The organism is Alphaproteobacteria bacterium (genome assembly GCA_005883305.1).
Taxonomy (GTDB): Bacteria; Pseudomonadota; Alphaproteobacteria; order Sphingomonadales; family Sphingomonadaceae; genus Allosphingosinicella.
On record VBAC01000001.1, the window covers coordinates 1738268 to 1750004 of the forward strand.

Here is an 11737-nt window from a genome sequence, read left to right on the forward strand (position 1 = left end):
AGCCGCATCTATCTCGGGCTGGGCAGTTGGCCTCACCCCGAGAACGAGACGTAGTTGCCCGACACGAAAAGGAAGCGGTCTCCGATGCCGCCGCTCCAATGCGAGTAAGCGACGCCCGCAGCAGCCGCTACTCCACAGAAGGTAGTCACCTGTGTTCGAAGGGCCTGCGCCGTCAGGGCCGACGTCACCGTTACGTCGGTGCAGTTCCCCAACTCTGCGATGTGGCGCTCGAATGAGAAGCCGCGCGCTGTCAGAAGTCTTTCGGCTATGGCAAGCCGGTCATCATGGGTGCTGCAAAACGTGTGCTTTAGCTCGACCATCCCGCTCCGATAGGCTCCGCTGTCTGTAACCTGTTTCACAGCGCGCAAACTTGGCTCGATATTGTCCGAGAAGCAGCGCGGGAGAGTTTCGGAATGATAACTACAGGCCATAACCAAGCACCCCGCAATAGCCATTGTCGAGAGGCGATGTGCTTTCATTTCGCGGAGGGTATTGCGTGATATGCATTGCGGCAAGGTCAGGTTTCCACCCATTGCGGACATTCGCTGGTGGGTTAGGATCGCAGGATGAGCGGCTTCAAAGCGGCGGCGAAAATGCTGGTGGCGGGAGCGGCCCTGGCCCTCGCTCCATCGGTCCACGCCTCGCCGGTCAGGACCGGCGGAGCGGCTTGCGCGGTGGCGAAGGCGCGCGTGGCCGCACGTCTTCACCGCCCTGTATCCAGCATCCCGTTTTGCGAGCCTCTCAGGGCAGCCGCCAGCCCGCGCGGCTACTACATTCTCGCGCTGCGCGGTCGGTGCAGGGAGGAAATCTGCGGCAGCACCCTGATCGGCTGGTATGCTGTCCGGAAACGCACCGGTGGCGTGTTCGAGTGGGACGTGGCCCACGACAGGCTCGGGGGCCTAATCGGCTAGCAACAGGCTCGCATCCCCATAGGAATGGAAGCGATACCCCGCCGGAATCGCCTGCCTTCAGTCCCCGGCGACGATTACCTCCGCGCCGATGTCGAGTGACGACCATCCTCGGTCGGCAGTCACCGCCGGCAGTCCGCGCGCCATCGCCAGCGCCAAGCAAGCCCGGTCGCCAAGCGACAGGCCGAGGCTCTTCGTCGCTCCACGCAGCTTGCCCGCCGCCATCGCCTGCGCCTCATCGAGCGGGATGACGGGCAGACCGAGCCTCGCGACGTTCCGGTCGATATCTTCGTCGGGCGCGCCGCGCTCCTGCAGCTTCGCCACGACTTCGGCCAGATTGACCGTCCCGATCATCGCGCTCGGCAGGAATTCCCGAACTTTCTCCGCTCCGCGTTCATCGAGCATGACCGCCAGCAGCGCCGACGCGTCGAGCACATGCTCACTCACGCTTCGCCTCCGCGCGGCGGTCGGCGATCAGTTCCTCGGAAAGCGATACGCCCTCCGGAATATATTGACGCAAGCTCGCCGTTATCTCGGCCAGCACGTCGCGATAGGGGCGCACCCTGAGCTCGCCCCTCACCGTTTCCATGATGACCGCGTCGCCGTCCTTGAGGCCCAGCTCGCGCCGCACCCGCGCCGGGATCTGAAGCCGCCCGCCGCTCACCAGTCGTCCGCGTTCCGCACTCATTGCGAAGCTCCCCGCTACAGACCGCGATACCATACAACTTCTGAAATTCTGTAGCAAATGGACGACCTGTCATGTAGGCAGCAGCAGGCTCGCATCACCGTAGGAATAGAAGCGATACCCCGCCCGAATCGCATGGGCGTAGGCGGCCTGCATCGTCTCCAGCCCCATCAGCGCCGAGACGAGCATGAACAGCGTCGATCGCGGCAAATGGAAATTGGTGACCAGGCCGTCGATCGCCCGGAAGCGGTAGCCGGGGGTGATGAAGATCGCCGTGTCGCCCTCGAACGGCCGCACCCGCCCGGCCTCGTCAGCCGCGCTTTCCAGCAGCCGAAGCGAGGTGGTGCCGACGGCGGCGATCCGCCCGCCCGCGGCGCGCGCGGCGTTGAGCCGCTCGGCGGTGGCGGCGTCGATCCGGCCCCATTCGGCGTGCATCCGGTGGTCCGCCGTATCCTCGGCCTTGACCGGGAGGAAGGTGCCGGCGCCGACGTGGAGCGTCAGGGTCTCGTGCGCGATTCCCGCCTCGGCCAGCGCGGCCATCAGCGCGGGCGTGAAGTGCAGCGCCGCGGTCGGCGCCGCCACTGCCCCCTCCGCCCTGGCGAACATCGTCTGGTAATCCTCGCGGTCCCGCTCGTCCGCTTCGCGCTTGCCGGCGATGTAAGGCGGCAGCGGCATCCTTCCCGCGCGCTCGAGCAGCAGCTCGACCGGCTCTTCGCCGGCGAAGGTGAGAAGGAAGGATCCGTCCTCCCCCCGCTCGCCCGCAACCGCCGCCACCCCCGCGCCGAAATCGATCCGGTCGCCGTCGCGGAGCCTTTTGGCGTTGCGGACGAAGGCGCGCCAGGCTCGCGGCCCCTCGCGCTTGTGCAATGTGGCGCCGATCCGCGCCTCTCCCCGCCGCCCTTCGAGCTGGGCGGGAACGACCCGCGTGTCGTTGAACACCAGCACGTCGCCGCGCCGCAGCAGCCGCGGCAGGTCGGTCACGGCACGATCGGAGACGTCTTCGCCGGTCACCGCGAGCAGCCGCGCCGAATCGCGCGGGCTGGCGGGCCTCAGCGCGATCCGCTCTGCGGGAAGGTCGAAGTCGAACAGATCAACGCGCATGGCGTGGTGTCCGATCATCCTGGGCTTGCCGAAGGACGCGCATGGAAACGGCCCTAGCGGCCATCGCGGTCGTTGCGAAGGCAATCCCCGTTCGCCTTGACGCCCCCCGGGAATCGAAGCGCTGGTAATGCGCGCCGCCCGAATCGGCATGATAGACCTGGAGGAAGCGCCCGAACGGATCGTAGACGATCAGGGAAGAGGACGGCCCTCCGACAGGCGATTTTTGCGACGTATAGGTAAAATTCAACGTCGGCAGGCCCGTCACGGACGACTGCGAAAGATTGCCGCGGCCATCGTAGGAAAGCTCGGCCGGCCCGCTGTCGCTGTACCGGTTGAGCCCGTCGGTAATGTAGCTTCGGTTGAACGCGTAATGGCCGGCCAGATGCGCTCCGCCGGAGGTCGCGCCATTCTTTACGTGCACGCCCGCTTGCGCGCGATTAGAATCTGCCTGTCGATCGTGTCGATCTCGAGCCTATCCCAAGCCCGCCCCTGAAACCGGAGCAGGTCGGCAAGGCCGGGGACGCGAGTCAGCTGCCAGCCTCCATGTCGCGCACGATTCAGCCTGAGACGCTCGTGGGGTGCGACCGCGAAACCGGTCTTGTCGGTCCAAATATGATAGGTCATGCTGTCGCCGCCAGGCAATCGCAAGTTATCGGGCGTCAACTCCATCACGATGGTATTGTCGATGTAATAACAGCCCAACGCATCCCCACGCCTCGACTCATCGAAGGCGGGCCTAAAGACTGAAAACCCAAGCGTGATCGCGATCATAATGGCCGCGACGGCGAGGATGAACGCATATCGGAGGATTCTCATATCAGCCGCCGGCCGTCGTTGCTCGCGGCCGGGATGCCGTATTCGTCGTAGCGGTTGATCTGGATCGCGCCCGCGGCGTTGGGGATGGCGACGATCGAGCCCTGGTGGTCGGGGTGGAAGTAGAGCGGGATGGCGAGCGTCGCGCCGTCATAGCCGAACACCGGAACGTCGGCGCCGTCCCAGTGGACGTAGCGCGCGGTCATCGCGCCCGTGCCGTCATATTCGGCGACCAAAGCGTCGCCATCGTAGAGGAACCGCCGGATCGCCCCCGCGGCGCTCGTCACCTGCGACAGGCGCCACGACGCTTCGCAGCTCTTTTCAAATTCCTATAATAAGGATTATTCCTCTGGATCAGAAAATCCTTCTATATGACCGTTCTCGGCAAAGAAGATGAATTGGAATATTATATGCTCCAATTTTTTTACATCTCCCGTGCCGATAAATTTCGTTCCGTCGACCCTAATATCTATCCAGTCGGACTCAGATGAAGTCCGTTCGGCCCTTGAGTGGCAGATTCCTTCGAGATTGGTGTCGGAGAGGTCGACCTCAAGAAGCCATCCCGGATTATCCAGAGTATCGATCTTTATGCCGAACTGGTGCTCCCAGTCGCCATTGCACTGATCCTCATACCACTGCCTTAGCTTGGAAAGAGGGGCGTCTAAGCTCCCACCGCTCTGCGGGGGCGTCTGCTCCATAATGCCTACCTTGGTTGTCGTGGGAGCTCGTCCGGTCGAGCGGGCCGAACCGGCGCGTTTGGTTCGTGTACATGCGGCGTGGGCACGGTGCTACCGTCCGAATTGCGATGCGCCCTGCCTTGAACGTCAACCCTCCGGGTTTCCTGAAAGCCGGACGGATTACGGGGATTCGGCCGATAGGTCGCGGTATTGGTGATTCTTCCATCCGGTCCTCGTCTAAACGTGGAGTGGGCTCCGGTAGCGTTCGGGTCCGGCCCTAGATGATTGCGCCCCCGACTCTCCAATACAGTTCCTTGCGGCGGCTCGCCGACAAGGCGGCGCGCTCCATCGACGATAAGGACTCCGCCGAGATTCACCGCGGCCTCCGCCGCGGGAATTGTCAGCGGAGCGGCTATCCCGTCCGAGGCAACGGTCGCCGCTCCAGCAGCGCCGCCGCCGCCGCCGCCAACGACGATTCCCAAGAGAATTTCACCGGCACCCATCACCTGATTCAGACGATCCCGCCAGTCTTTTCCGGAAGGGTCTGCTCTGTCGATCGGATCATTCTCCACATATCCATAGAGATTGATGCCTCCCTCATACCCGATCGGATCGGTCTGCAGGAAGCGGCCGAGCGTCGGCGAGTAGACCCTGGCCTTGTAGTAATAGAGGCCGAGCTCGGCGAGCCAGATCTGGCCGGTATACTGGAACCGGCCGGCATTGCTGGCGGCGGGGATGCCGTATTCGTCGTAGCGGTTGATCTGGATCGCGCCCGCGGCGTTCGAGATGGCGACGATCGAGCCCTGGTGGTCGGGGTGGAAGTAGCGCGGGATGGTGAGCGTCGCGCCGTCATAGCCGAACACCGGAACGTCGGCGCCCTCCCAGTGGACGTAGCGGGCGGCCATCGCGCCCGTGCCGTCATATTCGGCGACCAAGGCGTCGCCGTCGTAGAGGAACCGCCGGGTCCCCGCGCCGCTCGTCACCTGCGACAGGCGCCCAAGCGGGTCGTAGCTCAATGTCGCGCCGTTCGAGGCCCCGACCAGCCGGTTCTCGACATCGTAGACGTAGGTCCCCCCCCCGTCCGAGCTCAAATTGCCGTTGGCGTCGTAGCCGAAGCTCGCGCCGCCCGCGGCCGTATATCGGTTGAGCCCGTCGGTGGCGTAGGGCCGGGCCACCGCATAATGGCCGGTCCAGGCGTAGAGGTCGTTGTCGCGATTGGCCGAGCGGATCTGGCCGGCGGCATTGTGGACGTAGAGCCAGAGCACGTCGGCGGCCCCGCCCGCGCCGTAATAATGGCCGAGGCCGTTCAGCCGCCCGACGCCGTCGCGCGACGTCCAGGTCGAGGCGCCATCGCCGCGGCTCTGCCCCGCGGGCAGGCCGTCGGGGCGGTACGAGCTGTAATAGCGCGCGCTGTCGTCCGGCGAGGCGAGGTAGAACGGGCGGCCGAGCCCGTCGCGCTCGTAGGAGAACCAGGCGCCGTCCGGGTGAGTGATCCGGGTGCGGCCGCCGTTCGGGTCGTAGCGGTAGGCGAGCGTGCGCGCCGTGCCGTTCGTGTCGTCGGTGGTCGAAGCCAGCCGGCCGAAGCCGTCATAGCTGTTGGCGATCCCCGGCCCCGCCAGGCTGTCGAACCGCGCCGCAATCTGATGGCCGGCGAGATCGTAGGCATAATGGACGTCGCGGGTCTGGGCTGCGGTCAGCCCCGCGCGCGCGACCTTCAGCGTCATCCGATTGAGCGCATCATAATGGTAGGTGAGGCTCGATTCGTCGCGCTTGCGTAAGCTGGTTCGGTTGCCGTTCGGGTCGTAGCCATAGGCCTCGTAATCCGCGGCGTTGACGCTTCCGGCGCTCGCCAGCGCGCTGGCCGGCGTGGCGTCGTCGAACGCGGGCGCGCGGATCGCCGAGGGGAAGGTCCAGCGGTCCTGCCGCCCGTAGCCGTCGTAGCGCAGCTCGGCCCGGTTGCCGTTGCCGTCGATCACCGTCGTGACCTGGCCGTTAAGGTTATAGTCCCAGGTCGCTTCGGCGCCCTCGTCGGCGGTGCCGACGCCTTCGCGCAACTGCAGCCGCTGCCCGGCGGCGTCGTAGACGGCGCGGCTGATCCGGTCGGGGCCGTCGGGGCCCGCCGGGCCGGGCGTGCAGGCGGAGGCGGGCGGCGCGGCGAACGCGGCCGGGTTCATCCGCACCGCCGTGCATTCGAGCCGGCCCATGACGTCGTAGCTGTACTGGGTGAGCGTCCGCACCGCCCCGGCCGCGCCTTCGCGCAGCTGCTCGCGGGTCTTGCGGCCCATCGCGTCGTAGCTGGTCTCGAGCGTGCGGAAGACGGTGAAGCCGCTCCAGCTCGCCGGCGTCACCGCCTCGCTCTGCCAGCTCGCGAGCTCGCCGGTCTCGACCCGGATCAGCCGGCCCGCGCCGTCATAGAGGTTGCGCACGGCGGCATGGTGGAGCGTGCCGGCCCCGTCCGGGTCGGCGGCGATCGTGCCGGTGACACGGCCCATCGCGTCGTAGCGCTGGGCGTTGGTGAAGGGCGATGGCGCCGCCTGCCCCCAGGCGGCGGCGGGGAGGAGCATGGCGGCCAGCGCCGCGATCAGGCGGGGCGCGCTCACGGGCAGCTCGCCGAATTGGCGTTGGGCTGCGTCTCGCTGATCCGCCGGCCGCGCGCGTCGTAGCCGTAGCAGGTGCGATGGGTGACGAGGCTGCCCTCGACCTCCGCGGTTACCGCCTGGCCGCGCAGCAGCAGATTGTTGGGGCCGCTGTCTGGCCCGTAATCGTAGACCGTGCGCACCTCGTCGAGCGGGCCGGCGGCGCAGGGCGCGCCGGTTGCGGCGCTCGTCCGGCAGGCGCTGGTGGCGGTGCGGACCCAGATCGGCGTCGCGGCCTGCACGTAGCCGCCGGTGCCGTTCGCGATCCAGGCGTAGCGCTGGGCATATTCGTGGCGAGTCTGCGGCCGCGGCGCGCCGGCGGTCGGCTCCGGCCCCGTCACGCTGAGGAGGCCGCCATGAGTCGCGCTGTAGACATATTCCGTGGTGTTGCCGCGGGCGTCGGTGGCGGTGACCGGCCTCGCGCAGATCGCCATCGTCGCCGGCGAGCAATTGTAGGTCGCGGACGTGACGATCGGCGCAAGGCCCACCGAGCCGGCCAGCGGATGCCGCGTGCTTCGTCCCAACAGGCGCATGGCGAAATCCCACTCGAGGATCGTTTCCCGGCCGTCCGGCTCCGTGAAGGACACCGGCACCGGCATCACCAGGCAGCGGTTGTGGATATAGGACGGCAGGTTCGCCATCGCGCTCCGTTCGCAATAATCGTAGTTCGTGACCCGCCCCAGAGCGTCGGTGACCTTGGTCGGCCCGGGGGTGATCTGCCAGACGACCGCGTCCGGAGTTTGCGCATAGGGTCCCGGCGTCGGGTAGAAGCCATATTCGGCACTCACCATATGTCCGGCCGGGTCGACATATTGCCCGCCCGCGATCTGCTGGATCTCGCCGTCGACGAGCGGCGAGAGATCGTAGCTGAAGTCATAAGCCGAGTTGTCGGCGAAGCTCTGGTGAACGATCACTTCGGTCGGAGGCGTGTCCATCGATGGCCGGACCAGCACCGTGTTCGTCAGCCATGGCGCGGCTTCGCCGGGCCGCGTGAAGGCCATGGTGAAGCCGTTGGTAAGGGCCGAATAGGCATAGCCCCATATCGCGCCGCCCGCGTCCGTCGCAGCGGCGAGGCGCCGCTCGGTTCCGAACGTCGCATAGGCATAGCTGGCGCTCGGCGAACCCGCCGGGCATGTCCCGGGAGCGGGCGCCGGAGCGATCGCCAGATTGATGAGGCAGGCGGAGGTCACGAAGTTCGAATCCGCGCCGCTGCCGTAGTTGAGCTTAAGCGCATAGCCGCGGTTGCTGGTGACCGAGCGCAAATGCGCCGTTCCGGCCGTGGTGGCGGCATCGTAATCGAAGGTGAGGCGGGTGCCGTCCGCATAAGTGATCGTGGAGACGAAGGCGCAGCCCAAGATCGTCGAGCATTCGCCGGAGGTGCTTCGAAATACGGCGATGGTCCCGTCGTTCGAGGTGAAGGTAAAGACGCTGCCCGAAGCCGTCAGCGTGGCGAAGCCGCTGCGCGACGTCTGGACGAAGGCGGTCGTTCCGTGGATCTCCTCGAAGGTTTGGGAGCGGCCGCCGAAATGGACCCGGATTTGCGTGCCGCTCCCGCCGCCCTGGCTGAGATGTTCGATCAGCCGCATGTCCAGAAAGATGTCCAGATTGTGCGAGAAATTGCCGAAGGGATTGATATGGCCGATGGCGTCGTTGCCAAGGCTGCGGGTCAAGGCGAGGCCGCCTCCCTCGCTGGCCTCGCCGATCGACAGGTCGGTCTGCGAGAAATCGTATCGGCCGGTGCGCAGGTCGACGCCGGTCGGGCTGACGAGCAACCGCTCGGCGGGGGGCGAGGCCGTGAACGCGGTCGATTCGCCGCCGCCTTCCGGAACTTCATGCTGCGGCTCGACGCAGCATTGCGCGCGCGCGGGCGCGGCAAGGAACAGAAAGGCGAGCGCGAGACCTGACGCTGCCATATGCAATGCGGACCTGATCATTCTTGCCCCCGAACGGTCGCCAGTCGCGCTACCCGATGCGATTCGCGCCTAGGGCGGCGGCGCATTGGGCGAGACGACGTTGACGTTGGTGCGGTTGTCGGCCTTGTCGTAGGCGTAGCTGGCCGAGACGTTGTTGTTGACCGTGCCGCTGCGCTCGACCTTCACCAGCCGGCCGCGCGCGTCGTAGGTATAGCTGATCGTCTCCGAAGCGACCGCCGCGGCGGCGATCGCCGCTGTCGCCAAGCCGAGCAGGACTTTGTCTCTGCTTCGCATGATGCCCCCTTTATGCGGCTCCTCGAGCAGCGGCACGAATAGATCACCAAAGGAGGGCGGTGGAAAGCGGAATTCGTCCTTAATCGCTCAGGCATGATACCGCGTACAACTGCCGTAGTGGGAATCACGGTATTCATCTGTTCAGAGCGAGCTCCGGGAGCGCGCCGAGCCTGGGTGCGGGCGCCGTGATCAATGCGCAATATGGTAACGCGCCAGTCCCTGGTTCTCAGCTGGGGCTCGAGGCGCTCCTAAGCACGACCCGTAAGGTAAATTCAGGAAATGACTAGGACACCTTTATGTAGCAATAGCCGTGCAGTTTACCGTCTTTGGTGTGTTCTTCCTTATATGAATTAATGTTTATCTGGCAATTATACGTGCTTCCTCCAAGTGCTCGCAATGACGCTTGGAACTTTGCGCCATTCAAGTCAAGATCATCAGACTCAATATTTCCGTTGACTATTTCCGTACTTTCGCTTTTGAAATTAACTAGGCAAAATGGCGATGGCGTCTCTATCGTATGGAAACCGTTTGTCCACCCGTTGCCATATATCGGGGTTATTTCGCATTTCATTTCCGGTGCCCTAACACGGAGGAATGGGTACGGGAGGACCCACGCTTCCCGGCGGGGTACCCTCAGGGAACTCATATTCGACGCCGCCCCCAGGCTGACCGTTTGCTGGCGTAACCGGATTTGGGCCCTCGACTGGATGCAGGACATCGACGGATACCGGATAATAAGCATCCGGAACAGTTGCGCGCGGGGGAAGCGCTAGAAGAGCTTGGGCCTGCTGCCCGGTCATGGGCGTCCCAGACGCAGTCGTGGCAAAGGAGCCGGGTCGAAGCCCCCCGGCAAAATTAGCCGCGTCGGCGGTCGCCGCTGCCGCCGCGGAATTCGTGGTCGGTCAATGGGAGTCCGGCGCGCGGTTTGCGTCACCTGAGGGAGGCATTGCGTCCTTGGAATTGCCCGGAATTGCAGACTGCGGATCGCGGCCGCGAAATTTCCTTCTGAAGGAAAGCCAGCAGAAATATAAAGACATCGAGAGGAACGCCGATACCGCCGCGGACCAAGCTCTTATTCCGGGCATTGTGTAGGACAGCAGTAAATCGAAAATTATTGTGCCGCAGAAGACAACGGCAAATAATTCTGTTATAGATTCTCGTTTATTCATTCCTTTGATCCTCACCATCCCAAATAGCACTGCTTGGCGTAGGATACCACGGCAGCCGCCGCACCGGGCGAGCCAGAGTGCAGCCTAAGTGACGCCGTCACCCCGACTTGTCGTCAAGTATTGCTCCTGGAGTTGCAAATCGGATGAGACCAGCCAGGTTTGCAAGAGATGTGTCAAATCCTTCATTACTATCTCTGGGACAAATCGCCTCGAGCGATACGCAAAATTCTACTTCAAGTCGCTCGACAAAATCGATGAAATCTTGTCCATAGATGCCCAAATCTTGTGAAACCAACATGTTTGGCATTATTGAAGTTTTACCAGAAAAATACCGAGCCCATTTCAGCACTGATTTCAGTTCATCGCTCATCGGCTCCGACATATCTGCCTTGCTCCAATTTGTTCTCCTACGGCATAGCCCAGAATCGCAGATCCTGCGTATACGGATGCGATAGAGCCCCCCCTTCCGACTGCCCCCCCCACGCTATTGGTCCCAAAAATTCGAGTGCTCCCCATTCGAAGATTGGGACCAAAGACGGATCTAGCGAGTGTCGAGATGAGCGAAGTCCCAGCACCGCCGGGCGTGCCACGTGTATAGGGAAGCAGTCGGGCTCCGGCGCCCAGCAAAGAACTGCCAGCGGCTGCTCGGCCTATCCCCCCCACAACCCGGTTTTGACATTGCTCTTCCGTCTCAGTTTCTCTTCGAGGCTCTGGCGGACGCAGGTTGGTTTCGGCAAACCGATCTAGCATGTTACCCAGCGCATGGGCGACGTCTGCGACGGTCGTAATATTCCAGCAAATTCTTTGCACCCGGAAGAAATTCGCTCCTCCACCGTCGGAATATTCCTCCCTGCCAACAATATAGGTTAATGTATAACAAGTCTGCTCAAGTCCTGTGGAGTCCACGAAATTTATCGGGTCATTTTGCGTGTACCCATAGATATTCATTCCTGCTTCGAACCCGATCGGATCGGTCTGCATGAACCGCCCGAGGTATGGCGAGTAGAGCCGGGCCTTGTAATAATAGACCCCGAGGTCGGGCATCCAGAGCTGCCCGGTATATTGGAACCGCCCTGAATTGCCCGCCGCGGGGATGCCATATTCGTCGTAGCTGTTGATGGCATAGGCATTGCCGCCGGCGTCGCTGACGGCGACGATCGAGCCGCGCTCGTCGGCATGGTAATAGCGCCGCGTGCTCGTCCCCGAGCCGTCGTACCAGACCACCGGCTCGTCCATGCCGGGGCCGGGGACGTAGCGGCGGGTGATGACGTTGCTGGTGTCCAGCTCCGAGATCAGGGTGCCGCCGAGGGAATCGAAGCGCTGGTAATGCCCGCCGCCGGAATCGGCGTAATAGAGCTGGAGGAACCGCCCGAACGGATCGTAGACGATCAGGGAAGAGGACGGCCCCGCCGACAGGCGATTTTGCGACGTATAGGTAAAGTTCAACGTCGGCAGGCCCGTCACGGACGACTGCGAAAGACGGCCGAGCGGATCGCAGGCGTCGTCGAGCTGCTGCCGCTCGCCAATCGTTTGCCGCAGGG

At 63.9% G+C, this 11737-nt stretch carries 14 protein-coding genes; 1 reads left to right on the forward strand and 13 read right to left on the reverse strand.

Annotation, left to right across the window (positions count from 1 at the left end; genetic code table 11):
• Positions 1-32 precede the first annotated feature (32 nt).
• Positions 33-320 (reverse strand): hypothetical protein, encoded by a 288-nt coding sequence (locus E6G92_08750; GenBank protein ID TMJ19838.1) that lies wholly within the window; start codon positions 318-320, stop codon positions 33-35.
• Between the two features lie 246 nt (positions 321-566).
• On the opposite strand from E6G92_08750, the gene E6G92_08755 reads away from it, so the two are divergent.
• On the forward strand, positions 567-911 hold the full coding sequence (locus E6G92_08755) for a hypothetical protein (GenBank protein ID TMJ19839.1): 345 nt from the start codon (positions 567-569) through the stop codon (positions 909-911).
• A gap of 57 nt (positions 912-968) precedes the next feature.
• Here the strand turns inward: E6G92_08755 and E6G92_08760 are convergent, their stop codons facing one another.
• The 12 genes from E6G92_08760 to E6G92_08815 all read right to left on the reverse strand — a co-directional run bounded on the left by E6G92_08760 (position 969) and on the right by E6G92_08815 (position 11432).
• Positions 969-1355: a type II toxin-antitoxin system VapC family toxin gene (locus E6G92_08760; protein ID TMJ19840.1), complete on the reverse strand. Its 387-nt coding sequence runs from the start codon at positions 1353-1355 to the stop codon at positions 969-971.
• Positions 1348-1596, reverse strand: coding sequence for an AbrB/MazE/SpoVT family DNA-binding domain-containing protein (locus E6G92_08765; GenBank protein TMJ19841.1), 249 nt, complete (start codon positions 1594-1596; stop codon positions 1348-1350). The genes E6G92_08760 and E6G92_08765 overlap by 8 nt, the downstream gene beginning before the upstream one ends.
• 69 nt (positions 1597-1665) lie before the next feature.
• The gene (queA, locus tag E6G92_08770; protein TMJ19842.1) at positions 1666-2694 is read right to left on the reverse strand and encodes a tRNA preQ1(34) S-adenosylmethionine ribosyltransferase-isomerase QueA; all 1029 of its coding nucleotides are present in this window, start codon (positions 2692-2694) and stop codon (positions 1666-1668) included.
• Positions 2684-3115 carry a hypothetical protein gene (locus E6G92_08775; GenBank protein ID TMJ19843.1) on the reverse strand — a complete coding sequence of 144 codons (432 nt, stop codon included), beginning with the start codon at positions 3113-3115 and terminating at the stop codon, positions 2684-2686. Before E6G92_08775 ends, queA begins: the two co-directional genes overlap by 11 nt.
• Positions 3106-3510: a hypothetical protein gene (locus tag E6G92_08780; protein ID TMJ19844.1), complete on the reverse strand. Its 405-nt coding sequence runs from the start codon at positions 3508-3510 to the stop codon at positions 3106-3108. The genes E6G92_08775 and E6G92_08780 overlap by 10 nt, the downstream gene beginning before the upstream one ends.
• Complete coding sequence (locus E6G92_08785) at positions 3507-3794, reverse strand: hypothetical protein (GenBank protein TMJ19845.1); 288 nt, start codon at positions 3792-3794, stop codon at positions 3507-3509. Before E6G92_08785 ends, E6G92_08780 begins: the two co-directional genes overlap by 4 nt.
• 54 nt (positions 3795-3848) lie before the next feature.
• On the reverse strand, positions 3849-4205 hold the full coding sequence (locus E6G92_08790) for a hypothetical protein (protein ID TMJ19846.1): 357 nt from the start codon (positions 4203-4205) through the stop codon (positions 3849-3851).
• Positions 4206-4210: 5 nt separating this feature from the next.
• Positions 4211-6784 (reverse strand): RHS repeat-associated core domain-containing protein, encoded by a 2574-nt coding sequence (locus E6G92_08795; GenBank protein TMJ19847.1) that lies wholly within the window; start codon positions 6782-6784, stop codon positions 4211-4213.
• A complete protein-coding gene (locus E6G92_08800) occupies positions 6781-8733 on the reverse strand; it encodes a hypothetical protein (GenBank protein ID TMJ19848.1) in 1953 nt (650 codons plus the stop codon). Before E6G92_08800 ends, E6G92_08795 begins: the two co-directional genes overlap by 4 nt.
• 69 nt (positions 8734-8802) lie before the next feature.
• Positions 8803-9027 (reverse strand): hypothetical protein, encoded by a 225-nt coding sequence (locus E6G92_08805; GenBank protein TMJ19849.1) that lies wholly within the window; start codon positions 9025-9027, stop codon positions 8803-8805.
• 1266 nt (positions 9028-10293) lie between these two features.
• Positions 10294-10566 carry a hypothetical protein gene (locus E6G92_08810; protein ID TMJ19850.1) on the reverse strand — a complete coding sequence of 91 codons (273 nt, stop codon included), beginning with the start codon at positions 10564-10566 and terminating at the stop codon, positions 10294-10296.
• Positions 10563-11432 (reverse strand): RHS repeat-associated core domain-containing protein, encoded by an 870-nt coding sequence (locus tag E6G92_08815; GenBank protein ID TMJ20768.1) that lies wholly within the window; start codon positions 11430-11432, stop codon positions 10563-10565. The genes E6G92_08810 and E6G92_08815 overlap by 4 nt, the downstream gene beginning before the upstream one ends.
• Between the last annotated feature and the right edge of the window lie 305 nt (positions 11433-11737).

Coding starts and splice junctions, on each gene's coding strand:
- E6G92_08805 (TMJ19849.1), bottom strand. CDS start 9,027: ATGCGAAGCAGAGACAAAGTCCTGCTCGGCTTGGCGACAGCGGCGATC.
- E6G92_08815 (TMJ20768.1), bottom strand. CDS start 11,432: ATGGACGAGCCGGTGGTCTGGTACGACGGCTCGGGGACGAGCACGCGG.
- E6G92_08800 (TMJ19848.1), bottom strand. CDS start 8,733: ATGGCAGCGTCAGGTCTCGCGCTCGCCTTTCTGTTCCTTGCCGCGCCC.
- queA (TMJ19842.1), bottom strand. CDS start 2,694: ATGCGCGTTGATCTGTTCGACTTCGACCTTCCCGCAGAGCGGATCGCG.
- E6G92_08780 (TMJ19844.1), bottom strand. CDS start 3,510: ATGAGAATCCTCCGATATGCGTTCATCCTCGCCGTCGCGGCCATTATG.
- E6G92_08765 (TMJ19841.1), bottom strand. CDS start 1,596: ATGAGTGCGGAACGCGGACGACTGGTGAGCGGCGGGCGGCTTCAGATC.
- E6G92_08755 (TMJ19839.1), top strand. CDS start 567: ATGAGCGGCTTCAAAGCGGCGGCGAAAATGCTGGTGGCGGGAGCGGCC.
- E6G92_08810 (TMJ19850.1), bottom strand. CDS start 10,566: ATGAGCGATGAACTGAAATCAGTGCTGAAATGGGCTCGGTATTTTTCT.
- E6G92_08750 (TMJ19838.1), bottom strand. CDS start 320: ATGGTCGAGCTAAAGCACACGTTTTGCAGCACCCATGATGACCGGCTT.
- E6G92_08790 (TMJ19846.1), bottom strand. CDS start 4,205: ATGGAGCAGACGCCCCCGCAGAGCGGTGGGAGCTTAGACGCCCCTCTT.